A 24,104-nucleotide genomic window follows, 5' to 3' on the forward strand; every position below is an offset into this window, starting at 1 on the left:
CGTTCCTGTAATTCACCATAAAAAAACGGGCATCTCCTTCTTAGACACCCGTTCTTTATGATCAATATCCAATTATGCTGGTTTCTCTGTCGTCACATACGTTCCGGCAATAAAATCATGAATAGAACGTTTATCTTCGCGCGCTGCCACCATAATGGTGCTAATAATGAGAGCGATGCCAAGCGTTAACCCATAAACAAGTCCGCCGACAACGGACCGTAAAAACATCGTCCCGATTCCGACTTTTTCGCCATTTACTTTTGCGATGCGAATGCCCAACAACTTTTTCCCCACTGTATATCCAGACCAAACCGCCGGTACAACTAGACCGTAAACGATGTTTGCTGCCGTAGTGAACCAATTCTCCTCCCAGCTTCCCGTAATAAGGTAGCCGATAAGCACTAGCGGCAAACCGACAATAAGACCGTCTAATAAACCAGCCGCTAACCGTTTCCAAAATCCCGCTGGATTCCTCACCATGATACAATCCCCTTTCTTTCCCTTCATCACTACAATGTATTCATCACCATTGCATCCGATTCATGGAAGATTATTATTTATCATACCGGTTTATCTCTTTATTGACAATGCATGACATTATTTTTTCATTATCGAACTTTGAAAAACAGTTCAATTTAATGCAATTTCGCCACAACGACAGAAATATCATCGAGAAACGGATACTCTTCCTTAAACATTTTATTTATATGTACTATCATATTTTTGTTGTCTAAATGAATATATGGTTTTAGTTTTTCCCGGAACATTTCGATATTGGTTCTAACAGAACCATGGGCCCCTTCGACTACTCCATCCGAGTACAGCACTAACGTTGCTCCTGGAGCGTAATTTAGTTTTCCCGTTTCCACATGAAGATACGATAACAACCCGATCGGGGCACATCCTTGGTCCAGCTCCTCGACTAAACCGTTTGGATGAAATAAAAAGCCAGGAGGATGACCTGCCGAAGCATATTCAATGAACTTTTCTTTTGTGTTTACCATCGCATAAACGGCAGTAAAATAATACGTATTCATTGGCCCATCTTCATGGTACAACAACTGCATATGTTTATTTAACTCATGAAATACTTCTTGCGGATAAATGCATTTTCGAATAACCCCATTTAATAATGAACGAACCGACATACAAATGAGTGAAGCAGCTACTCCGTTCCCCATCACATCCATCAAAAAGATTCCGTATCGGTCGCTATCAATCCGATACCATGCGTACATATCTCCCCCTAATTCTCCTGAAGGGACATACATACCATATATATCAATCGCTTCCGTTTTAAGCGGCTTGCTCAATACACGTTTTTGCACTTCCTGCGCTAACTTTAAATCATCTTTTAAGCTTGTTGCGGTCTTTTCGTTTTTGATCATATCTGAAAATAGAAAAAGATAAAAAATCAGATGCCCTTCTTTATCATGAATCGCTGTAATCGTCGTCTGTTGAGCATACACTTCCCCATTTTTCCGGCGCCCCCGCAGACTCCCTCTCCACTGTCCTTTTTCAGCGACAGTTTTCTTAATGATTTGATAAAAATGTTCATTGTAGTAACCAGAATACAAAAAGTCTAATGACAAACCGATTGCTTCTGACCCGTACCCTGTAATTTCTGTAAAAGCGGGATTAATAAATTGAATAACTCCATTTTCATCTGTGATCAATATGCCCTGCTGTACATGTTCGCACACTTTTTCCGCTAGTAAAAGCTTTTCATTCATTTTTTTTATCTCCGTAATATCCGTAATCACTCCACTTAACATTACTAGCTTTCCATTTTCATCAAATGCGGGAAACGTTTGATCCAAAACCCAGCGAACCGTCCCATCCTGTTGATGAATAATGCGATATTCATGTTCAAGACAGCTTCCCTTCCAAAGAGCAGATTGCTTTTTCTCTACCTTTTCTCGATCTTCCGGGTGAATAACTTTTTTCCATAGCTCTACATCTTGATAAAAGGCTTCAGGCTGTATTCCGTAAATCTTCTCGCAAGCCGGAGAAACAAAAATAACCCGCCTTTCCGCTAAGTTAGCTAGCCAATAAACTTGGTCCGCTTTATTATAGAGTGTGTTCCATTCGTCAAGAAGTTCCAATAATTCTTTTAACGAAACATTTTTGTCTTTCCTGATTTTTTGCAAATGCTTATGAATCATATCCCATTCTCCATAAAAAAATTAATCGCATCTTTTTCCGTATCGAAAAGTTTAATAAACGAAGCAAACTTAACAATATGGAAAATTTCTTGAAGCGAATCTCGAACCCCTGCGATCACCAGCTCTTTTTGCTGCTTTCTTGCCGTCATGACACTATTGGCAATAATGCCAAGACCAGCGCTATTAATATATTTCACTTGTTCCATATTTAATATGAGATACTCAGCTGGATTTTGAATAAACTTAGCCATCGCTTTTCGAAATTGTTCGGTATTGTTCAAAGTAATATCTTCATTCCATACGAAAACATCAATTAGTTCATGCTGTGCACCCATATTCCGTTCCTCCAACAGTCGTCAATGAGCTTTATATTTACACATATAAAACAATACGTTATTCCCTTTTTGTTCAATATAAACATCGTCTACAATATGAGTGATAAGCTGCAACCCCCTACCACGTAAGCCTTTGTTGACCTCATCCTTTCTTGTAATGTCAAATTTCTTTCCATGTTGCTTTACACCAATAATCAAATTCTCTTTTCCACATTTCCAAAATACTTCAAAAGGCAGCTGGTTTGTTTTTTGACAATATTCATACGCGTTCGTACACGCTTCCTCCGTTGCTAATCGAAGAAAGAGACAATCACGTGGCAAAAATCCCATTTCACTTGCGATTTGCTCGGTTATATCCATCGCTTTCATAATATCAGAATCTTCCATTACTGTGATATTTCTCCTTATACTTATACTTTCCATCAATATTCCCCCTATTTCTTCTATAATATGTGTGCTAAATAGTACTTTTGTAAGTACGATAACACTTTCTATTCATAGGGGATGAGCATCTTTATAACAACACAGCAACATCGCACTATGTTCGCTTCTATATGTTTATTATAACTAAATACCTAGTTCTTATATACTATTAATGATTATAATACAAATTTATTTTGCTTCCTATTTCCTATATACCAAAACATTTCCATGTTAAACAAGCAGAAAATAAAAAAGGAACATCATCGATCCATAATTTTGTCTAATGATGTTCCTCATTGATAACTTTACGATTGTTTAACTGATATACAAGAGCAATTAGCTGAGAACGGTCGTTTACCCCTATTTTTTGAAAAATATTTGTAATATGGTTTTTCACCGTATGAATGCTAATAAATAATCGATCCGCAATTTCGCGGTTGCTGCATCCTTGGACTAATAAGTTTAACACATCCATCTCCCGGGTCGTTAAGCGTTCCGATAGCATATCGATATTCAATTCTTGCTTTGACGTCTGATAAGTATTTTGCTTCATGACCATTGTGCCGATCCCTATTAATGCCGCAACATATACTTCCGCTTCTTTTGCAGCCTCGATATCTTTCAAATGAACAGCCATCACGCCGTGCACATGTTCATGAACCGAAAATGAAATTTCCATTACAGTCCCAAACTTTGTTTCACGCAGCTTCGGTATATTTTCTAGCAGTCTTTTTTCAGTAGAAAAGTAGCGTTGGCAAACATCTTCATAATATTCTGTTACTTGTTGTTCTGAAATGGCGCCACAATGAACCTTTACTTTCCTTTTATGATCGGCTAACACTGTAAATGCGAAATCACCGTACGCCAGTTCCGCAACAAAATCTGTCATCATCCGTATAATTTCATCGGTATCTTTTACAACATTCATTGCCCGGCCAATTTCTATTAACATCGATAATCTCATGAAATGTCGATCCATTTTTATGTAAGCTAATTCATATTTGGAATGTAATTGCCAATATTTCATGAGAATAGCGCCGATTTGGACTGCCTCTTTCGGTAATGAACGTTTTGTTTGACTGCCGATCACAATCCAGCCTTCTACTTCATCGTTGTGCAAAATCGGATATATCACAACAGTACTCGGTTTTATTCCATTTTTCACGAAAAAAGCAAAACGTGGGTCAAGCGCGGCATTTTCAACACAAACAACATTGTGCGAATGAAATAGGGAGTTTGATAGTGGAGGAAAAGCGGTCTTTATCTGCTGATTCCAAAGCTGTTCTGCCTTTTCTCCCACAGCGTGTGCAACAACCCATTCGCGATTTTGCCGTTTTATATACAATGAAAAATCTATATCAGAGTCTATCTTTTGAAACATATGTAAAAAATCGTCCATATGCAAAGAAAACTGTTGCGCACGATCCACTGCCGTATCTAATAAATAGAAGTACTGTTCGTAATGTTGTTTTTGTCTATTATTGCTAATAAACTCGCCACATATTGTTGCCATTTTTTCAATATCATTTAACTTTTTTTCCACCGCCGATATCGTTTGCTCTTTTGTTTGTTCAATGGCTTGAAGCCATATTTGTGAGTCAGGGAAACGAAAACACTGCTCCTTGATCATCGGTTTTGTCTCTTCTTCAATAAACGCACCTGCCCAAATCCAATACTCGACTTTTTGTTCCACTAGTACAGGTGCGACAATTGCCTTTACTCCCCAATACCCTGTCTGAACAACCATCGGACGTTGCCATTCGGTATAGTCATTCGGAAAACATGAAGGAGGAAACGGCTTATCTGGAGAAAAAAGTACAAGCTCCGCTAATTCCGTTATATTTGAGACTTTTGTAACAGGTTGATGCTGTAAATCAAGCATAATAATGCTTAACTCCGTGAGTGCTGCATATGCATCTTGAACATGCTGCAAAAAATCTTTAATATTCAATTCCTCCTCAACTCACTTACTTGTAATATTGTCATCCTTATCTATTATTTACGTATAAGTAAAGCGAAGTCAAGTTTAGGAAAATAAGGATAGATAATTCAACTATATAGTCCTATTTTCATATGTTCAATATCATAAGTCGATCTGTTAATAATTTTTTAGTCTTGAAATGCCGATTGATCAAAACCATCAGTTAACAGGCAAACAACCTCTACCATTTTCCATCTATTGTTTACGATTCTATTAATTCAATCTTTCATAACATATAAAAGGCCCGGCACGTTCGTATCATGCCAGGCTTCTGTATTCGTTACTCATGGCTCCATTGTTTTTCGGTCTGCCACCTCTTTATCAATGTTCCAATTTGATATTTGATGCTCTATTTTCTTTTTTATGATCCCGCATGTATACAAGGAATAATGAACTTGCAAACCATGTAATCAACCCAAAGATAAAACTTCCCCACCAATTTTGTGTAAATTGTAGAGAAAATAAAACCGTTAACACACAAATGAAACCACCAATCATCCCATAAACAGACCCTTGCGCAGTTTTCGCTGCTTCTTTAGAACCTTTCTTCATGCCAACCATCATCACAGCAACAACCATAACGGCTGGAAATGCGGCAAAAATTCCCCCGATAACTTTCCATGGTAATAGTTTTGCCGTTACATAACTTAACACAACGGCTGATCCGCCGAATAAAAAACGGAAAAATAAATCACGTCTATCCATACAATCACCTTTAATTAAAAATATCCTGAAATGACAGCAAAAAGGATGGAAACGAGAAACCACCCAGCTATTGATTGTGTAAGCCCACGTTTCCAACCTTGCTTAGTACAAAAGTAAACGGCCCCTATTGCACACATAATATTGATGAACATCCCAACAACGGCTCCTTGAGATAGAACAATCGACTTTTCCACTAATTCACTGCCCTTTGCATCGAGCCGAAGTGTCAGTAATGCTGCTAAAAATACAGCGGGAAAGGCAGCAAAAATTCCTCCTATTTTCGGCCCTAATTTTCTCGAGATAATGGTAGAAGCGACGACCGCGCCTCCCCCTAATAAAAATCGAATAACTATTCCACTAATTGATAATGACTCCAAGATAGATTCATCCTTTCTTTGGTGACCAATCTAGTGAGGTAAATATTATTTTTATATATTTATTTGTGATTATTTTCACGTATATATTGTAAACGACGATAGAACAAACGCTTGTGAACTTTTATTTAATTTTTTTCTTGTAACGCTTACACTTCCAAATTTGTGACAAATGTTTGAATAAAACTTATTTTTTCTTACTCCCAACCATGGCGGCAAATATTTTTATAGTAAATCGATTTAATCATCATATGAACAACGTAAATGCAAACATTCAAAAACAGCATGGCTAGCTGGAACATCAATGAACATTCTGAACTGAAAAAATCTACAAGAGAAAGAGGGAATGCCTCCTTTTGGCTATCTCATCTCCGAATATTCAATAGCCTAATTTTGGAAATACAAACACTTAACCTACAACTTGTCTAATCAAACTTATTATCCTGCTCATATATTAATATCGAATCTTAATTAAAAGAGGTGAAACATATGTCAAAAGATTGGGAAGAAAAATGTAAAGATCACCATAAGCCAAAGATAAGATGTGGTTGTATTAATGGGCAAGTAGTGACAGTGAATGGAGTCAGTCAAGACTTTGTGGGAACTTTTTTGATTCCTGAAAACAGATGTAAGTCATAGGTTAGCGAACCATTTTTTTGAATTTCATCCGTAAGCGCTTTCGAACTCTCATCCCTTGCCATGCCAGACAAAGCCGCTGGATTTTCGTTTTGGAAAAGGTTCTGGAGCGAAAAGCAATCTCGCTAATATAGTTGCATGCTTGGTTAAACCGTTTCATTGTTTCCAGCAGCGCATGAAACTGTTCAAGAGTTGGCATTAATTTAATCTTGAGAGTGCAGAGCATTCTTGATTCACCTACCTTTCTAAATCCAGTGTACTTATACTGAACGAAAAATTCAATATATACTGAAAATATAAACCCCGCCTTTCTTCCACAGCTAAAGCAGTGGGCTTCCGGCGGATGTTCTCGTGAGCATAAAAAAAGCAACTGTAAATAGGCAGTTTTCTTGAAGAAGGATATCAAGTTTGTAGGGAGAATTGTCTTTAGAGAAGTTTTTTATGTGTACATAATGAATGAAGGGAGGGTTTATAATGAATTTGCAATTTGAAATTCGTAAAGCAACAGTCCAAGACATAGAAGAAATTATAAGATTACGTTTTAGGGGGAGGGATTATTGCTTTGAGGATTATTATTCAATTTGGATTAGTCACTATTTTACTTTTATTTTCTACTCTAGCTGCTTGGTATGAAGGTAGTGCAATATTAGATAATCCTTGGGAATGGAAGCATTCAACACCATTTTCCCAAATGCTATACGGTCAAGTACATAGTGAAAGCCATATTTCACAACTTGACTACTTTGTATACGCGGCTAAATTCCGTCCTATTTTTCCAAGTATCATGGCAATAAGCAGTTTATACTTATTAATTCTTATTGGATACTATTTCTTAAAACTGCAGCATAAAAGATTTGCTTATTTTCTATTAATTTTAGGAGGAGGCTTACTCCTACTTAGTTATTTTTTTATTGATTCTACTTCAATAGGTGGAAAAATCTTTTTTTATATTTGGTTAGTGAGTGGATCTTTGTGTACTGTAATAGCTATAATAACTTATTTCCAAGTATTAAATCGTAATAAAAGGATATAAAAATGGAGTTAATTTTTTTACGGAGTTGTTTCCTCATTAACCCCTAATGGATTTGGACGCTCCATAAGGTTGTTTTTTATAAATGTTGAAAACATAGCAAAGGAGTTTGGAAATGAGAACAATTATTATTTGGTGCATAGTAGGAGCCGCAATAGGATGGATGCTCGGGATGGCGGGAGTGCAGATCCCAGATTGGGCCGCCGTCGGAATCGTAATTGCGCTGGTCGTTGTCATTGTTGGTTATCATGCGTATGTTCTTTTTTGGACAAAGAATATCCAGCTCGTCGAAGCATATCTCAAGAAGCGAAAGAAGCAGCCTTATTACGCTTTGATGCTGGCGCTGGCAAACGGGGATCTTGAGAAGGCGGAGCGATATGCCGAACAACTGACGGGAAAGTATGAAGAAGCGCGAAAATCGGCGCTGGCGAATATTCAAATAGAGAAAAATCAGCTGGAAGAAGCCGCTGACATAGCGAATGAAATCAAGAACGATACCGTCCGTTATTATAACCAGGCGCTCGTCGCCCTCATGCAAGGGAAAGAGGAGCAGTTTGCACAGGCAAAGAACAACGTGGCAAATCGAGTGCTCCGTTATGTATTGGAGGCAGAAAAGGCTTTTCGCCAAGGAGACAAAAAAGAGGCGGAACAGCTTGGCCATCTCGCTATTTCTTCCGCAAGAGGCCTGCAAAAATATGTGCTTGTCCGATCATTAGAACGTCAGCAAAAAAATCCAAACAGACATTCATTTTTTTAAATAAGCCCTTTTAAAAATTAAAACTAGAATGATTAGAGGATACTATGTTCAATATAAGAGCATACATAATATTAGAAGGAGTTAGTATATGAAGCCAAATTTTGTTCTTCCTGAATTAGGAAAAAATGGTCATATTCGTTATTTTTCTTGTCCCTATTCAAACTACTTCGGAAGAGTTATTTTTCAGAGGATTTTTATTGCAATGGATAGGGAAACTAGTCAAACAACCAATTTTATTATCCATCATAGTAGGATTTATCTTTGGAGCATTACATTTTGGTAATCCTGAGATGTCAAATAGCGCACTTTGGGTAGGGTTAGATTATGTTTTCACTGGGTTCATGCTTTCATACATCACTATTCGAACCAATAGTGCTGAATTCACGATTGGTGCTCATGCTGCAAACAATATGTTTTTTTGTATCTTTTTGACATATGAAAATAGTGTATATGGAAATCTTCCTTCTTTATTGGCCTTAATCGATGTAAATGGTATGCTTTCTACTATTTATTCGATTATTACATATACTCTGTTTTTTATTATAGCTGTTCATTATCATAAGAAAAAATGCCGATAAAAAATAGATGAAATAAAAGGTAAGCAAACATATTCAATATGACTAATATGTGCTTACCTTTATTTTTTAGAGATTTTTAGATTTTAGGTCTTGATAAAAAATGTGATTGATTATCTTGTTCAACGATCATTTATTTACTGATGATGTGACGCGGTATGGAAGAATGAATTAACTTCCATCATCTGTGGTGCTATGAAATGTGGCATAGTTGGCTAACGGGGGTTTCGTTGAACAAGATCTATTTTTGTCTGTGGTCTAAAATCAACACTGAAATGTAAGGAATATTTTGGTTGAAATTCAGATGGAAGTGGATATATAATAAACATGTAGGTATCTTGCATTGCAAGATACATTTTCTTTTGCTGACTATCTTGCATTACAAGGTATATAAGGAGCTGGAAAACATGTCGCTAAGAAGCCAGTTGTTAAAAGGGGTGCTGGAAGGATGCATTTTGGCCATTATTAAACAAGAATCCGTGTACGGCTATGAATTGTCAGTAAAGCTGCAGCAATTTGGCCTCAATGACGTGAGTGAAGGCTCCATTTATCCGCTTTTGCTTCGGCTGCAAAAAGCGGGATTGATTAAGGGAGAAATGCGTGACTCCCCTTCAGGTCCGAAGAGGAAATATTATCATCTGACAGAAAAAGGGGAGAAAGCGCTGCAAGACTTCATCACCGAGTGGGAGAGTATTCGGACGCCGGTAGAGGCGATTTTACGAGGGGGAGAGGTAACATGAATGCGAAAGATTTGGCAGTGCTTAATAATGAAAAGCGTAAACAATTAAATGAACATAATCGAAACTACTATGAAGATATGCTCGTTTATATCCGTTCCCATTTGTTGCTATCGGAACAGCAAAGCGAGGAATTGTTGATGGAATTGTTAGATCATTTATTGGAGGCACAGAAACATGGCAAAAGTGCGGAAGATGTATTCGGCAAAGATCCGAAAGCGTATTGCGATGAGTTGATTGGTCAGCTGCCAAAGGAAAAAAGGAGAAATATATATGCTTTTATTGGCTACTTAATGATCCAATTATTCGCTCTCATTGCCTTGGCGACAGGTGCAGTGGAACTAGTAGCAGAGCTGTTTACAGATGTGGATGATACCGTCTATCTTGGAAAAGAGTTTGTCCTTTTTGTGATTGAATGTGCTGTTATTTTGTTAGTGGTTGCTATCATCGTACTATGGATTAGAAAATCTACTTTTCGTGATGATTCGAACACATTTAACAATAAGGTAAAGACATTCTTGGTTGTATGGTTTGTTTTTTTCATTGTCTTCGGTATGTTTATTCTAATGGAAAGGCTTGTCCCTGAGTTTGGTTACCGTATCGAAGCGGGAGGAATGGTTCGGATCCTTTTCGGCTTGTTTGTATTAGCTATGACATGGTTGCTTAATAAGAAGTTTCGCATTACAAAATAGTTGTGAGCGGCATTTCCTTTATGCATGCCAAGTTCATTTATTTGAATACCGGCATGGCGATTCGCTACAATAAAGTGGAAACATGAAATTTTGCTTTCTTGTTGTTTATGCAACGGAGAGCCTAAACCGAGGTGCATATACGATGAAAATAGAAGTTTGGTCTGATTTTGTCTGCCCATTTTGCTATATTGGGAAACGCCGGTTGGAAAAAGCGCTTGAGCAGTTTCCGCATAAAGACCAAGTCGAAGTCATATTCCGCAGTTTTGAGCTGGACCCCAACGCAAAAAAACATTATGATATGACGATTCACGAAATCATTGCGCAAAAATATGGTATTTCAGTTGAAGAGGCGAAAAGGGTCAATGCCGATATTGGCAGACAGGCAGAGTCCGTCGGGCTGACGTTCCGCTTTGACACGATGAAGCCGACGAATACGTTTGACGCCCACCGTCTTGCCAAATATGCCGAAGAACAAGGAAAACTTCGGGAAATGGTAGAGCAGCTGTTTCAAGCGTATTTTACCGATTCGAAACTAATTAGCGACTATGACGTGCTTATCGAGTTGGCAGGCGAAGCAGGGCTGGATCGCGATAAAGTAAAACAAGTTCTTGAAAGCGACCGCTATACTGATGAGGTGAGAAAAGACGAAGCGGAAGCGGCTCGTTTCGGCGTCCGCGGTGTGCCATTCTTTGTGCTGAACCGCAAATACGCGATTTCCGGCGCACAGCCGACCGAAGTGTTTATGCAGGCGCTTGAAAAAGTATGGGAAGAGGAAAACGCAAACTCTCCATTGCAGCCGCTGGCAGCTGATGGAGGAGGCCAATGCATGGACGGCAACTGCAAAATCGAATAGGTAAGCGTATGAAAAAACAACCAGACGGTCTTTGGAGAGAGACGCCTGGTTGTTTTTTTCATTATCCTCGTTTGACAAACAATGGCAAGTCGGTATGCCCCATTTCGCGGACGTATACGAAAAGCTGGCCCTTATGATGGATTTCGTGGTCCATCGCCATTTGCAAAAATTGCGCTGTTGGGATTTTTGCGCCAAATACGTTTGTGAGATCTAAAACGCGCTCGAAATCTTCATCGGTAAGGGATTCGAGCAATTGCTTCGTTTTTTCTGTATATGTTTCAGCAAGCTTTTGCAAATTGGTCTCCGCTTCCTCGATTTTTTGTGTAAATAACGCTGGATCCCCTTGTTTTGCGGTGTTGGCGAATTTATAAAAGCTAAAAAGAATATGAGTGGCTAAATCTTTTGCCGACATCGACGTTGGTGTCGGTTTGTAGTCATAATGCTTTTCCTCGATTTTATTAATTAACTCCACCGTGACATTGCGATGGGATAAAAAGTGTTGCACGAATTGCTGTGCACGGCTCATGTGTATTCCTCCCTTTAGGTTTGTTTCCCTTTCGATTATATCAAAGAAGGACAGGATATAGTTAGTAAGGCGGCTTGACAATAAAGGTCGTCCCTTGCCCTGAGGAGCTTTCTATGCCGATCGTGTCATCGAGGGTCAATACGAATTCTTTCGCAATCGAAAGCCCCCAGTCGCCCTGCTTGCACGTTCTTGACTCATCAGTGCGGTAAAATCGATTAAACAACGAATGAAACTTTTGGAAATACCGTTCGTAATATAATAAAAGAGAAAATGAGAATGACATCGTCATTGAGGGTTTTTCGGCATTATTGCACTGTTGTATTTCCTTATGATGGTTCTGATTCAATATTTATATGGAGCAAAAGAGCGGACAAAAAAATTGAAGTTTTCACAAGAGCAAATGTATGTAAACATATCGTTTGAGAAAGAGCAGCTACACTTCCATATACAAGGAAACATTTGAATCGCCCTGCTGCATTGGTCGCGAATGCACTGTATCACATTCGCCATCATAAAGGAAAATTATAGCGATCAAGGGACAAACGCTTTCCTCATCCATTTCAATGTTAGTTCCGTTGTGCCTTATTTCTATCATAGACGATGATGCGTTGCGATTTTCATCGTTGTGCATATTCTAATAGTGAGGTTCTGTCATGGAATTGATAGGGGGGAACATATGCTGAAAATTTTTATTGATCCGGGACATGGCGGAAAAGATACAGGCGCACTTGGAAACGGACTGCAAGAGAAAGATATTACGTTGTCCATTGCATTGGAGATGCGGCGTATATTGCAAAACGAATATGAAAGCGTATCTGTGCAATTAAGTCGAACAAGCGATATAGCCGTGCCGTTAAGCGAGCGGGCGGCTAAAGCGAACCGCTGGGGCGCCGATGTTTACGTATCGATTCATGTGAATGCTGGCGGAGGAACGGGGTATGAGGATTACATTTATGAAGGACTTTCGGATCACTCAACAACAGCGCGGATTCGCGATATCATTCACGAAGAAGTGATACGAGCGACAGGATTCCGCGATCGTGGGAAAAAGAAAGCAAACTTTTATGTGCTAAGGGAAACGATCATGTCAGCGATACTTACGGAAAACGGATTTGTCGATCGAAAGGAAGATGCGGAAAAGTTGAAAGACCCTGCGTTTCTTCAAAAGATCGCAAGAGGACATGTGAATGGGTTAGAGAAAGCTTTTCATTTAATGAAAAAGTCGGATTCGAACGATTTGATTCGTGTCATTGTTGATGGAAAGCAAATCGGTGCCTATGAGAAAAAAGAAAATGTATTGAAACAAGTTGAGTACTATTTAGGAAAGGCTAATAAAATCGAGTTGGAACGAGTGAAAAGATAAATTCGTATAGCAAGCCTATCGCACTTTATTAAGTGTGATAGGCTTTTTTGATTGGTTTGTCGCAAGATACAAGCCGTTGCCAAGCTCCTCCTTTTTCATAGAGTATATCAAGGTTTCACTAGAGGGGGAGATCGAATGTTTGGGTATTCTATCGTTCAACTAGCGCGCAATTATACACATAAATTAGACCGTCCTTTGCGCCATTTTATGGTAAGTATGTATAAGCCTTTTATGTATACTCCTTGTATGATTCATAAGCAGCTAGAAAGATGGATGAAAAAGGCAAAAAAAATTCCGGTTATCATTCATTTTCATGAAAAGAATAGTATTTTTGCTCTCCGGGAAATTGAAAAACAACACTTCCGCATGAAAATCCACCATCAATTCCGCTATATCTCTTCGTGTAGTGCCGAAGTGACTCCGCAAGTGTTAGAACAAATTTTACAGCGGTCTGATGTGAAAAAAGTATACTTAAACCGAAAAGTAAGCACGTTATTAAATAACGCTGTTCCATCAGCGAATGCGAAACATGTGGCGGTGAACGGAACAACGTTAAGCGGAAAAGGAGTGACAATTGCGATTGTCGACACAGGGATTTATCCGCATCCTGATTTAGAAGGACGGATTGTCGAGTTTGTCGATTTCGTCAATGGGCGTACAGCTCCATATGATGATAATGGACATGGCACCCATTGCGCGGGGGACGCAGCAGGGAATGGTTCGGTTTCTTCCGGATTGTATGCGGGACCGGCGTATGAGGCAAATGTGGTTGGAGTAAAAGTGTTGGACAAAACAGGCGCTGGCACGCTTGATACGATTATTCGCGGGATTGAATGGTGCATCCAATATAATGAAATGAATAAAGATAGAAAGATCGATGTTATTTCATTGTCATTGGGTGGGGAATCACAGCCGTTTCCAGCGGAAAATGACGATCCGCTTGTTCAAGTAGTGGAAGAGGCATGGGACAGGGGCATAGTCGTCTGTGCTGCAGCTGGAAATGAGGGGCCGGAATATAAAACGATTTCAAGCCCTGGAATTAGCGATAAAATTATTACAGTTGGAGCGCTAGATGACCGCGATACAGCAGAGACAAGAGAAGATGATGAAATTGCGGAATTTTCTAGCCGTGGGCCGACTTATTATGGAGTTAGGAAACCAGATATTGTCGTTCCAGGAGTAAACATTATTTCTTTACGTGCGCCAAAATCAACATTCGATAAATATCAAAAGCAAAATCGCATTGGGCAATACTATACGAGCATGTCAGGAACATCGATGGCGACGCCAATCTGCGCTGGCATTGTTGCTTTAATGCTCGAATATAAACCGAATGCAACGCCAGATGAGATAAAAAGCGCGCTAAAAGAAGGCGCAGTCTTATGGAAAGATCGTGACCCAAATATATATGGCGCGGGATATGTCAATGCGAAAAGGGCGATTGAGTTATTAAAAAAATAAAAAAGAAAAGGGAAGCTGTTATTTACTTCCCTTTTCTTTATCTTCACGATTATTATAATCGTATTTTGTAGGATCGACCGGTTTGAATCCTTTTGGTGTGTAGAACCGCAGTAAATCTCCATATACGACTTTGTCCGAAAGATCGAGTTTTGTACGGGCGATTTGCTCAAGCTGTTTAATTTCCGGTGTTTCTTTAATTGGTTCGCCCGTTTTCGAATCATAATATTTTCCATTTACTGCTGTCACTGTCGGAGTGACAAAGTTACCATTACGGAATGGTACGATTTCCTGATGTTCCGGTGACAACAAGTCTGTACCGAAATGAACATAGTTTTTCGTATCGATTCCTAATAGGTGAAGAACCGTTGGCAATAAATCAATTTGTCCGCCGTATTGGTGCATAATTCCGCCTTTGACACCCGGAACACGGATAAATAAAGGCACTCGCTGCAATTGTGCATGTTCAAATGGTGTAATTTCTTTTCCTAACACTTGTGACATTGCTTTGTTATGATTTTCGGAAATTCCATAATGGTCACCATATAAAATGATGACGGAACGGTCGTACAAACCGGATTTTTTGAGATAATCAAAGAACTCTTTTAATGCCTCATCCAAATAGCGAGCCGTTTGGAAATAACGGTCTACCGAGCCATCTCCCGTTTCAGCTGGTTCAATTGTTGCCTCTTCTTCGCTGATTGGATAAGGGAAGTGGTTCGATAACGTGATAAATTTTACATAGAACGGCTCTTTCAATGATTCTAACAACGGAATCGACTCTCTAAAGAACGGTTTATCCTTTAACCCGTAGTTAAGCACATTTTCATCGCTCATGTCATAGTAGCTTGCGTCAAAGAAATAGTCGAAACCAAACGATTTATAAATTTCATCGCGGTTCCAGAACGTTTTATAGTTGCCGTGGAATACCGCTGTCGTATACCCTTGCTGGGAAAGAATAGCCGGAGCTGCGTGGTACGTGTTTTGTCCTTTTGTCGTAAACACGGCTCCTTGCGGCAATCCAAACAACGAGTTTTCTAGCATAAACTCAGCATCGGATGTTTTCCCTTGACCTGTTTGATGGAAAAAGTTATCAAAGTAAAACGTATTCGGATCACGAACGAGCGAGTTCAAAAATGGCGTTACTTCTTCACCATGTAATTTATAGTTAATCAAAAAGCTTTGGAATGATTCCAAATGAATGTAAATCACATTCATTCCTTTTGCTACACCGAAATACTTTGGATTTGGTTTTGCATATGTTGCTTGTACATGGTTCAGAACGGTTGTGATATCGCTTTTATTCGCAAAAGCACGCTGTGTCGACGATTTCATGCTTTGTACAGCATCATAAATCAAATAGTTGTAAACACCTAAATATTTCACGATATAGTTGCGATCAAACGTTCTTGTTAACAATTGTGGACGGTCTGCTTCCGCTAGTGCAAGGTTTACACTGAAAATGAGAGCAGAAATGGCGAACACAATGCGTTTTTTATAACGTCCGACCGGAACTGCTGGCAACGAAAAACGTTTCGAAACGACAATAGCAATTAAAATAATCGTATCTAAAAAGTAGAAAATATCGTACCACTTTATTAGTTCCCAAATGCTTCCGCCAAGATCGCCAAAGTTTTTCGTTTGTGTGAGCGTCGGAAACGTAATAAAATCGCTAAAGAAACGATAATAAACAATATTGGCGTATAAAATAAACGATAAAATGAAATTAATGATAATGAGCCAAGTATATGTTCGTTTCCCTTTCGCGAGTAACGCTAATCCAAAAAAGAAAATTGCCGAACTAACCGGGTTGATAAATAATAGAAATTCCTGCAAGGAATTGCTAATGCCTAAATTAAATTCAGCTTGATAAGCTGCATATGTTTTCATCCAAAATAAAAATACGGTAAAAATAAAAAAAACAGTATATTGATTAGGGAGAGAACGGTATTTTTCTAATAGCTTTCCACCAATCCTCTTCACGTCCTCTTCGCCTCCTTATTCGTTATTCCAACGTCTGGTGCAAATAACTACGAATATATGAATATAAGACCAACAGCTGCACAAAGTTCCGTGCAGCATGCAAAAAAACGTTATGTCACCATTTTACATTGAAAAGTCTCTACGTCAAGTAGCATAATATCTATTTTATATAAAGTCAATTGGAATGTTTTTATCATATTTCCACCCCATTTTTTGCTTCTTGCGGTGAGCCCCCCCTTTAAAACCAAGCATTTTTCTTTCCATTTTACATAGACGAAAATGGAAGACAAATAGTTTCATGATTTATGTAAAATTTATAAAATAAAGGAATGGTCATGCCCTCTAATCATTTTATTAATGGAATTGCTTATTATGATTAAAAATAAAGCAATGAAAAATTGAGCGTACTTGTATGTTTTTCTATGGTTGATGTACAACTATGCGGACTTTATCAGGCCGCAGCACCGCGAACAGCTGGATTGGATACATTGAATGCTGGTGATTTAACATTACAATATTTGCGAGGAAGAGTTGGACCGATCGCCTTAGGCTGGCCACATTGCATCGCAAACATGATTCGTTTTGTTATCTAAAAAAATGATGATTGGTTAAGCGAGAAGCGAAAAATAAGCAAAAGAGTGAGAAAGAAAAAACAGCAAGCCATAAAATAAGCAAAATTCCTTTATTGCCAATGATCGATTTTTGCCAAGGAGCTTATCGGCTCGCGGCGATCGTCTTGTATTTTCTAATGGGATTCACCGGTTACGATCTTAATGCCGCAATTCATCGTAAAAAAATGGTGGCATACGCTTCTGCACAACCAAACAGCGATTATTTTGCGCTTTTTCTTTATTATGAAAAAAGATATTGTCATTGCGACGTTGCCGTATCATTTAAAAGAGTAATGTGTCGATAAAAGCGGAAATATTTCCTTGGAAATCGATATGTGTCGAATGAAACAAAATGGTTTCCTCTGCGTTGTTGTTTGCATATAGTAACGCAGGAGGAACGAATTATGTGGAAATATATATCGATGTTCATGTTAGCTTTTGCCGTGAGTATGGATAGTTTCAGTGTCGGTGTGACATATGGAATGAGAAATATTAAATTTCCGCTTCGATCCGTTATGATTATTGCGTGTATGTCCAGTGTGATGTTACTACTGTCTATGCATGTTGGCAGCTTTCTTCTATTGTTTTTACCGGTGCAAGCGGAACGATGGATCGCCTCATGTCTGCTAATTGCGCTCGGCATTTGGGCGATTTATAATGTTATTAAAAAAGATGAGGATGAATGCGATTATTCCGAACCATTGCCAAAACAACTTAGAATCAAAGTATGGCGATTCGATTTAAAACGGTTTGGTATCGTTATTCAAGTGCTGAAACGCCCAATGTTAGCGGATTTAGATCGTTCAGGAAGCATTAGTATAAAAGAAGCATTGCTTATTGGTTTCGCGCTATCGATGGATGCGTTTGGAGCGGGATTAAGCGCCTCGTTTTTAGGCTATTCGCCGTTTATGCTTGCTTTGCTTGTATGTATATGGAATGTCATTTTCATTCGCTTAGGATTCAGGGTCGGAAATATGTTTGCCAAGACAAAGGCAATGAAAAAAGCAACTGTCATCCCTGGGATGATTTTAATCTTTCTTGGGATTGTCAAAATATTTTTTAGAACATCCTAAAGGTACTATTTGCCTTTAGGATTTATTATGTTGAATCCTTTTTGCCAGTTGGTTCGTAACCATTGTTGAAATAAACATTATTGCGTAAGGAGAGATCGGTGCCATGTTGAAAAAGCTTTTGTCCAAGCTTGGAGTAGGAGCTGCGAAAGTCGATCTTGTGCTGCATCATCCTCACGTGCGCCTTGGGGAGAAGTTGGAAGGGGAGTTTTTTATTGAAGGAGGAACAGTAGAACAACGCATTCGCAAATTAGAGGTGGAACTACAGCTTATCGTTCAGACGAATGGAAAAGCATATCGCCGAACGGTTGCTGTCATTCCGGTTTCCCCTTCATTTACGATTCAGCCTGGAGGAAGAAAAGTATTGCCGTTTTCGTATGTGCTTCCACTGCATTTGCCAATTACTCGTCCTAGCGTGGGTTATACGTTTGTAACACGTTTAGATATTGCAGACGGAGTCGATGCTTTTGACCAAGATGCGATCCGTATTCTTCCTCCACTATCGCTCGAGAAACTATTTCATGCGTTTGAAAAGCTCGGCTTCCGCGAAAAGCCTTCATCTGGGAAAATAACTGCATATGGTCAGGAATTTGCGTTTTTCCCAACGGAAGTGTTTAAAGGCACTGTTCAAGAAGTGGAATTTTCAGCATTCATCGAAGAAAACGGTATTCGATTGTTCCTTGAAGTGGATGTATGGAGCGGATTTGGCGGCTTCCATGAAAGAGAAATAAAACGAGAAATCTTCTTGAGCGATGAAGAAATAGAGGATGTGGAAGAAACCGCGAAAAAATTGCACACAGCTATCGAAGAAATGATCGAGCAGCCACATTCTTATGCTGGCACATCGTATGTTCCACATGCTTCCTATCCTCCGCGGTACGTATCTCATCACCACGGACATGGAATGGCGGGAGCGATTGGAGGATTTGCGGCAGGAATGCTTGCAGGTATGGCAGCGGAGGAGTTGCTGGAGGATGTCATTGAGGAAGCGCTCGATGACCATGACCTAGGAGACATGTTGGATGTCGGCGATTGGTTCGACGGTGGAGACGATATTATATAATCATCACAGAGGGTGTTTCCAAAAGCGAAAGGGGACACCCTTTTTTCTGCGTCAATCATCGTGAGCTTAAACGGTGAATGGCTTATGGCAGATAGATACCTCTTTTGGCGGTGGTAGAAATTGAAGATTTATAGTAAAATAAGGCGTGCTGACTTTTTGGTGTGTATCGATTGGTAAAAGCAAAAAAGTGATGTAAAAAGAAGAGAATCGTGATATTTTGGCATAGCGGAGAAATATGTTATATAAGGACAGCCATAATTTCGAAAAGAAAGGAATGCTAGAGGATGGACATTGTAGAGATTATAAAGGCCATTATTTTAGGAATGGTCGAAGGATTAACGGAATTTGCCCCTGTTTCCTCAACGGGTCATATGATTATTGTCGATGATATGTGGCTGAAATCGCAGAAATTTTTAGGAAAATATGCAGCAAATACCTTTAAGGTCGTTATTCAGCTCGGCTCGATTTTGGCGGTCGTTGTCGTGTTTAAAGACCGATTTATCGACTTGCTTGGGCTGCGCGGACGCCATCGTGATGGGAAGCCGCGCTTGAAGCTGATGCAAGTGATCGTTGGACTCATTCCAGCAGGGGTATTAGGGGTATTATTTGAAGATTATATTGACGAGCACTTATTTTCCACAGCAACCGTGCTGATCGGATTAGTGCTCGGGGCGCTGTTGATGATTGCCGCCGATGTATTTGCCAAAAAGGCGCCAAAAGCGCAAACGGTGGACCAAATTACATATAAGCAGGCGCTTATCGTCGGTCTTGTTCAATGTTTGTCCTTATGGCCAGGATTTTCCCGATCCGGCTCGACGATTTCCGGCGGGGTATTGGTGGGAATGAGCCACCGGGCGGCAGCCGATTTTACGTTCATTATGGCCGTTCCGATTATGATGGGAGCGAGCGTGCTCTCTTTGCTGAAAAACTGGCAGTATTTTACGATCGACGCTCTGCCGTTTTTCACCGCCGGCTTTATTAGCGCGTTTTTGTTCGCACTCATTTCGATTCGCTTTTTCTTAAAGCTTATTAACCAAATCCGCCTCGTGCCGTTTGCGGTGTACCGTATTGTTTTGGCGCTTGTTATTTACATCGTGTATTTCTAGAAATTATTTAACTGACGCCCGATGGACAACATTCCATCGGGCTGTTTTTATTCCAATATTCCTAGTTTCATCGCTTTGACAACCGCTCCCACCCGTGAGTCGACATCCAATTTTCGCAAAATCGAAGATACGTGGTGTTCGACCGTTCTTCTGCTGATGTTTAACAGCTCGCTGATTTCTGCGTTTGTCTTATCCTCGGAAATGAGTTGGAGAATGTTTAATTCTATTTTTGTGAGAGGAGAATTATAATTGGATAATCGGTCAATCGGAAAAGATTTGATTCCTAAATGGCTTTGCCTAATCGCATTGGCCAATTCAAAGGCGGAATTTTCTTTTGTCACAAACGCATAAGCCCCAGCTTCGTAAGCAGCGTGAATGTATTCGTCATAGTCATACCCTGATAAAATAACGACTTTACATGTTGGATATGTTTCAGCGATTTTCTTCGTCCATTCAATTCCGTTATCGTTTTTCATTCTTATATCCATGACAATGACGTCAGGGTTGTGCTTGATGATTTCCTCCTCTAAACGGGCGGGATGACAAATCGTATTTACAACCTCTAAATCAGCTTCATGTTCTAACAATTGTTGAATCCCGAGCATCACTAATAAATGGTCATCCACTAGTAATACTTTGATTTTCATTTGTTCCATCCCCATCTATTGGCAGAGTTATCGAAACGCAAGTTCCAGCTCCCGGTTCAGACTGTATGTCAAGTGTGCCTTTTAACTGATTGACTCGTTTTTGAATCGTAATCAATCCTAAATGATTGTTTTGCGATAACTCTGATAAACGATTCGGCACCTTAAATCCAATACCATGATCTTTTACTTTTATGTTTAGGAAATTGTTCGTTTCTACAACAGAAACGAAAACCTTCTTTGACGAAGAATGCTTGATAGCGTTGCAAACCAATTCTTTGATCATTCGAAACACTTGAATAGAGAGGGAAGCGGGAATGACTCTCAGATTCGTATTATAATCAATCTCAATGATCACATTATGGTTCGTTTGACATTTTCTTTTTAGTGAATAAAGACTTTTCTCCAATCCCAAATCTTCTACTATAACCGGATATAACTCATGGCACATTTCCCTTATTTCAAAAATACTGTTGCGGAGCGACTCTTTAATGTCTTCGAAAACTCCGTTATCCATTTTTTTATTTTTGCTTAGCAATTCAAGTTTATTAAAAAGCAGGATTAAATTTTGCAACACCTCATCATGGAGAAAAACAGATAGCTTCTTTTTTTCCTCTTCTTGTTCATTAATCAGCAGCAAATGAAATTGTTCGGAAGTGAGGGATTCTTTCACTGTTTCCTTTAGCTGTTTTTCGATTTGCTGTAACGATTTAGAGCTGGAAAATAATTCTGTCGCGTCGGTTCGAATTTTTTCGATGAGTTTGATTTCTTCTTTTTCAAAAACCGTTGCGTTCGTTTTTTCCCCGATGATGATCCATCCGATTGTTACATCCTCCATATTCATAGGATAGAAAAAAAAGTTCTTTCCATTGATATTCATTTTTTCAGGATGGCAGCTTGGATGAACGCAAGTCAGTAGTTCCGCATCGTTGAAATGGAGAAAAACCCCTGTTTTATGTAAAATCTTAGGGATGTTATCGTTTTTCCATATCAGGCATACTCCGCTAACATCGATCGTTTTATGTATTAAATCAGCAAGGAGCTTTGCGCAATATTCCAAATGCTTCCCGTTCAGCAATTGCTGAAGGATGAGCAATTTTTCTTTTTGTATTTCTTGATTCTTAAGATCCCATTTTTTCATTTTTAAAGGTTCCAACCCTTTGTGGATCAGGTCATAAACAACGAAGGTGCATACGAGCAGGGTGTTTATTAAGACAGCTGACTTTAAGTTGAATTTGTAAAACATAGCCAATAATAGGTTAAATGCAACTAAACTCAAAATCACTGCTAATAATTGAAAACTAATTTTTCGAAAGATTTCTCGAAAATCAACGACTTCTTGCTTTGTTAATAGATATGACAGTGTCATAGGAAAGACAATGATGCTGCTAAGACTATAATGAAAAGGAACGCCTGAAAAAGAAAAAAATGCACCTGGAATTAAGCTAAGAATGACAACAGGAGCAAACGACAGAATCAAGCCAGCGATTAAAAGATACATTTGATTTCTTATTCTATCGGAATTGGATTGAAGGTGTAAATAAAAGATGACAATACAAGATAGTAACGATAGAACCATGTTTGCAACAATGCATGGCCGAACGATCGTGCTGACGATGACATCGTGACGAATACCTATTAAAAAATAATTGAGCGTTACGAAAATAGCGATAAATAATGTGATTATACGCACCTGACGAAAAAATGCTGGTTTTGTAGATGAAGGAAAATGCTCAAAAAATTTCATAAGAATATACGGGGCAAAAGAAACGGCGATCACTTCCAATTCTTTTGCCGGTTTTATGTTCCAGCTAGAAGGAGTTGACAAAGCAATAGCAAGTCCGCTAATAAACATTAACGCTAAAAAATGTTGAACAACGATGGAGTTCGGTTTTTGCACATAGCTATAGATGCCAATAAACAAAAACGCCATTCCAATGAACATCGTGAAATAATGCTGGAACGAAAAGTGCTCATTGTACATTTTCAATAGATTATAACAAATAATAAGGACAAAAATGAGTGGCATGACAAAGGGAAAAACTTTTTTGTTCATATTATCCCTAGCTTTCTAGATAACTTTTTAAACGATTCACTTGAACTTGTTTTTCAGGAAAATGGGCAGCAAGCTGGTCCAATGCTTTATTCATATAAACTTTGGAGAGAATGAAACAGTAGTCGATTGCCCCGGTTTTACGTATATAGTTCTTAATCTCCTGCATTAATAGAGAGTTGTGATCATTTGCTTTCAATTGATGAAGTTTCTTTAGTAGCCACCCATTATCATTTTCGATGCTATATTCAACGGCTTTAATGAAAGGAAGAGTGGCCTTTTGGTTTATTAAATCACTCTTATCATCAGAAAGAATATCTTTTGCGTCATTTTTCAGTTGGCCAGCGATGCCGATGTCAGTTGCAATGGGTCCCCATATGTTTTGGTTATGGATATCGCTGAGTTCACAAACTAGTTTTACTAAGGACGAAGACTTTTGTTGGATGAGATGAAAATACTCTTCTTCTGTCGGAACATGTTCAGAAATGACAAAATGCAAGTCTCTCCATTGTCCATTACAAGCGTTTTGCAACTCATGGATGATAATAGCAAACTTTTCATACACATCTGTCTTAGAGTTGTGAAGAATGAGTCGAAACGCTTCCATCATAATCGCATTGGCAATGGTGACCGTTTCGCCTATAGATAACTGGCTTATTATCTCATTACTTTGATCATGGTCAGAAATCTCATCAAAAATGTCGGTCGCTAAAATAAGAAGCTCAATGGCCGCAGCGTAAGTAATAACAGATTGTCTGCATGTATCCTCATCAAAACGGAATGAGGATACGTATGCATAAAACTCTCCCCAAGAAAAATAAGTTTCATCATTATTAAATATTTTTCCTTTGCGGTGCAGCATATGGAAAATATATTGAATGATCTCTTGTTCTAACATGCAGTTAGTAGATAAGTGATTTTGTAGGAAAGCTCTTATTTCGTTTCTTCCAACAATATTCATTCA

Annotated in this window: 28 protein-coding genes and 1 pseudogene; 15 read left to right on the plus strand and 14 right to left on the minus strand. The window is 38.9% G+C overall.

The window, feature by feature from the left end; translation table 11 throughout:
• Positions 1-72: 72 nt before the first annotated feature.
• The 7 genes from B9L23_RS01135 to B9L23_RS01165 form a co-directional block, all read right to left on the minus strand.
• A complete protein-coding gene (locus tag B9L23_RS01135) occupies positions 73-480 on the minus strand; it encodes an RDD family protein (protein WP_089096720.1) in 408 nt (135 codons plus the stop codon).
• A gap of 155 nt (positions 481-635) precedes the next feature.
• Complete coding sequence (locus tag B9L23_RS01140; RefSeq protein WP_081188386.1) at positions 636-2,165, minus strand: SpoIIE family protein phosphatase; 1,530 nt, start codon at positions 2,163-2,165, stop codon at positions 636-638.
• Entirely contained in the window at positions 2,162-2,500 is a 339-nt protein-coding gene (locus B9L23_RS01145) for an STAS domain-containing protein (protein ID WP_012749106.1), read from the minus strand. Before B9L23_RS01145 ends, B9L23_RS01140 begins: the two co-directional genes overlap by 4 nt.
• Positions 2,501-2,521: 21 nt before the next feature.
• Complete coding sequence (locus tag B9L23_RS01150) at positions 2,522-2,923, minus strand: ATP-binding protein (RefSeq protein WP_081188388.1); 402 nt, start codon at positions 2,921-2,923, stop codon at positions 2,522-2,524.
• Between the two features lie 280 nt (positions 2,924-3,203).
• Positions 3,204-4,874 (minus strand): response regulator transcription factor, encoded by a 1,671-nt coding sequence (locus B9L23_RS01155; RefSeq protein WP_081188390.1) that lies wholly within the window; start codon positions 4,872-4,874, stop codon positions 3,204-3,206.
• A gap of 351 nt (positions 4,875-5,225) precedes the next feature.
• Positions 5,226-5,609 carry a DUF3147 family protein gene (locus B9L23_RS01160; protein WP_081188392.1) on the minus strand — a complete coding sequence of 128 codons (384 nt, stop codon included), beginning with the start codon at positions 5,607-5,609 and terminating at the stop codon, positions 5,226-5,228.
• A gap of 14 nt (positions 5,610-5,623) precedes the next feature.
• Positions 5,624-5,986 (minus strand): DUF3147 family protein, encoded by a 363-nt coding sequence (locus tag B9L23_RS01165; RefSeq protein ID WP_190305454.1) that lies wholly within the window; start codon positions 5,984-5,986, stop codon positions 5,624-5,626.
• Between the two features lie 486 nt (positions 5,987-6,472).
• On the opposite strand from B9L23_RS01165, the gene B9L23_RS20245 reads away from it, so the two are divergent.
• The gene (locus B9L23_RS20245) at positions 6,473-6,622 is read left to right on the plus strand and encodes a hypothetical protein (RefSeq protein ID WP_169712510.1); all 150 of its coding nucleotides are present in this window, start codon (positions 6,473-6,475) and stop codon (positions 6,620-6,622) included.
• A gap of 1 nt (position 6,623) precedes the next feature.
• On the opposite strand, the gene B9L23_RS01170 is transcribed toward B9L23_RS20245, so the two are convergent.
• Positions 6,624-6,845 (minus strand): hypothetical protein, encoded by a 222-nt coding sequence (locus tag B9L23_RS01170; RefSeq protein ID WP_089096721.1) that lies wholly within the window; start codon positions 6,843-6,845, stop codon positions 6,624-6,626.
• Positions 6,846-7,181: 336 nt separating this feature from the next.
• On the opposite strand from B9L23_RS01170, the gene B9L23_RS01175 reads away from it, so the two are divergent.
• The 6 genes from B9L23_RS01175 to B9L23_RS01200 all read left to right on the plus strand — a co-directional run bounded on the left by B9L23_RS01175 (position 7,182) and on the right by B9L23_RS01200 (position 11,263).
• Positions 7,182-7,652 (plus strand): YjdJ family protein, encoded by a 471-nt coding sequence (locus B9L23_RS01175; RefSeq protein WP_089096722.1) that lies wholly within the window; start codon positions 7,182-7,184, stop codon positions 7,650-7,652.
• A gap of 112 nt (positions 7,653-7,764) precedes the next feature.
• Positions 7,765-8,406 carry a tetratricopeptide repeat protein gene (locus tag B9L23_RS01180; RefSeq protein WP_012748932.1) on the plus strand — a complete coding sequence of 214 codons (642 nt, stop codon included), beginning with the start codon at positions 7,765-7,767 and terminating at the stop codon, positions 8,404-8,406.
• Between the two features lie 125 nt (positions 8,407-8,531).
• Positions 8,532-8,984, plus strand: a complete 453-nt coding sequence (locus tag B9L23_RS01185) for a CPBP family intramembrane glutamic endopeptidase (RefSeq protein ID WP_089096723.1) — start codon at positions 8,532-8,534, stop codon at positions 8,982-8,984.
• A 404-nt stretch (positions 8,985-9,388) separates the two neighbouring features.
• The gene (locus B9L23_RS01190; protein WP_012748933.1) at positions 9,389-9,721 is read left to right on the plus strand and encodes a PadR family transcriptional regulator; all 333 of its coding nucleotides are present in this window, start codon (positions 9,389-9,391) and stop codon (positions 9,719-9,721) included.
• The gene (locus tag B9L23_RS01195; RefSeq protein WP_089096724.1) at positions 9,718-10,410 is read left to right on the plus strand and encodes a DUF1129 family protein; all 693 of its coding nucleotides are present in this window, start codon (positions 9,718-9,720) and stop codon (positions 10,408-10,410) included. The genes B9L23_RS01190 and B9L23_RS01195 overlap by 4 nt, the downstream gene beginning before the upstream one ends.
• A gap of 142 nt (positions 10,411-10,552) precedes the next feature.
• The gene (locus B9L23_RS01200; protein ID WP_081189364.1) at positions 10,553-11,263 is read left to right on the plus strand and encodes a DsbA family oxidoreductase; all 711 of its coding nucleotides are present in this window, start codon (positions 10,553-10,555) and stop codon (positions 11,261-11,263) included.
• A 61-nt stretch (positions 11,264-11,324) separates the two neighbouring features.
• Here the strand turns inward: B9L23_RS01200 and B9L23_RS01205 are convergent, their stop codons facing one another.
• Together B9L23_RS01205 and B9L23_RS01210 are read right to left on the minus strand one after the other, a co-directional pair.
• Entirely contained in the window at positions 11,325-11,789 is a 465-nt protein-coding gene (locus tag B9L23_RS01205) for a DinB family protein (protein WP_062679282.1), read from the minus strand.
• A gap of 61 nt (positions 11,790-11,850) precedes the next feature.
• Entirely contained in the window at positions 11,851-12,078 is a 228-nt protein-coding gene (locus tag B9L23_RS01210) for an ATP-binding protein (RefSeq protein WP_089096725.1), read from the minus strand.
• A gap of 39 nt (positions 12,079-12,117) precedes the next feature.
• On the opposite strand from B9L23_RS01210, the pseudogene B9L23_RS01215 reads away from it, so the two are divergent.
• The 3 genes and pseudogenes from B9L23_RS01215 (at position 12,118) to B9L23_RS01225 (ending at position 14,613) form a co-directional block, all read left to right on the plus strand.
• A pseudogene (locus B9L23_RS01215) lies at positions 12,118-12,317 on the plus strand (DUF3949 domain-containing protein).
• 148 nt (positions 12,318-12,465) lie between these two features.
• Positions 12,466-13,152, plus strand: a complete 687-nt coding sequence (locus tag B9L23_RS01220) for an N-acetylmuramoyl-L-alanine amidase family protein (RefSeq protein ID WP_089096726.1) — start codon at positions 12,466-12,468, stop codon at positions 13,150-13,152.
• A gap of 135 nt (positions 13,153-13,287) precedes the next feature.
• Positions 13,288-14,613 (plus strand): S8 family peptidase, encoded by a 1,326-nt coding sequence (locus tag B9L23_RS01225; protein WP_089096727.1) that lies wholly within the window; start codon positions 13,288-13,290, stop codon positions 14,611-14,613.
• 18 nt (positions 14,614-14,631) lie between these two features.
• Here B9L23_RS01225 and ltaS read toward each other — a convergent pair whose 3' ends face one another.
• Positions 14,632-16,584 (minus strand): lipoteichoic acid synthase, encoded by a 1,953-nt coding sequence (ltaS, locus tag B9L23_RS01230; RefSeq protein ID WP_201030684.1) that lies wholly within the window; start codon positions 16,582-16,584, stop codon positions 14,632-14,634.
• A gap of 407 nt (positions 16,585-16,991) precedes the next feature.
• On the opposite strand from ltaS, the gene B9L23_RS19800 reads away from it, so the two are divergent.
• The 5 genes from B9L23_RS19800 to B9L23_RS01245 all read left to right on the plus strand — a co-directional run bounded on the left by B9L23_RS19800 (position 16,992) and on the right by B9L23_RS01245 (position 20,443).
• Entirely contained in the window at positions 16,992-17,186 is a 195-nt protein-coding gene (locus tag B9L23_RS19800; RefSeq protein WP_141103831.1) for a hypothetical protein, read from the plus strand.
• 180 nt (positions 17,187-17,366) lie between these two features.
• Positions 17,367-17,498 (plus strand): hypothetical protein, encoded by a 132-nt coding sequence (locus B9L23_RS21295; RefSeq protein ID WP_255265232.1) that lies wholly within the window; start codon positions 17,367-17,369, stop codon positions 17,496-17,498.
• Positions 17,499-17,608: 110 nt separating this feature from the next.
• A complete protein-coding gene (gene ytaF, locus B9L23_RS01235; RefSeq protein WP_081189358.1) occupies positions 17,609-18,277 on the plus strand; it encodes a sporulation membrane protein YtaF in 669 nt (222 codons plus the stop codon).
• A gap of 103 nt (positions 18,278-18,380) precedes the next feature.
• A complete protein-coding gene (locus tag B9L23_RS01240) occupies positions 18,381-19,337 on the plus strand; it encodes a sporulation protein (protein WP_089096728.1) in 957 nt (318 codons plus the stop codon).
• Positions 19,338-19,621: 284 nt separating this feature from the next.
• Positions 19,622-20,443 carry an undecaprenyl-diphosphate phosphatase gene (locus tag B9L23_RS01245; protein WP_089096729.1) on the plus strand — a complete coding sequence of 274 codons (822 nt, stop codon included), beginning with the start codon at positions 19,622-19,624 and terminating at the stop codon, positions 20,441-20,443.
• A 47-nt stretch (positions 20,444-20,490) separates the two neighbouring features.
• On the opposite strand, the gene B9L23_RS01250 is transcribed toward B9L23_RS01245, so the two are convergent.
• The 3 genes from B9L23_RS01250 to B9L23_RS01260 are packed head-to-tail and all read right to left on the minus strand — an operon-like array spanning position 20,491 to position 24,101.
• Entirely contained in the window at positions 20,491-21,090 is a 600-nt protein-coding gene (locus B9L23_RS01250; protein ID WP_089096730.1) for a response regulator transcription factor, read from the minus strand.
• Positions 21,062-23,143, minus strand: coding sequence for a sensor histidine kinase (locus B9L23_RS01255; protein WP_089096731.1), 2,082 nt, complete (start codon positions 23,141-23,143; stop codon positions 21,062-21,064). The genes B9L23_RS01250 and B9L23_RS01255 overlap by 29 nt, the downstream gene beginning before the upstream one ends.
• 7 nt (positions 23,144-23,150) lie before the next feature.
• Positions 23,151-24,101 (minus strand): polyprenyl synthetase family protein, encoded by a 951-nt coding sequence (locus B9L23_RS01260; protein ID WP_062679274.1) that lies wholly within the window; start codon positions 24,099-24,101, stop codon positions 23,151-23,153.
• Between the last annotated feature and the right edge of the window lie 3 nt (positions 24,102-24,104).

This window comes from Parageobacillus galactosidasius, assembly GCF_002217735.1.
Taxonomy (GTDB): domain Bacteria; phylum Bacillota; class Bacilli; order Bacillales; family Anoxybacillaceae; genus Parageobacillus_B; species Parageobacillus_B toebii.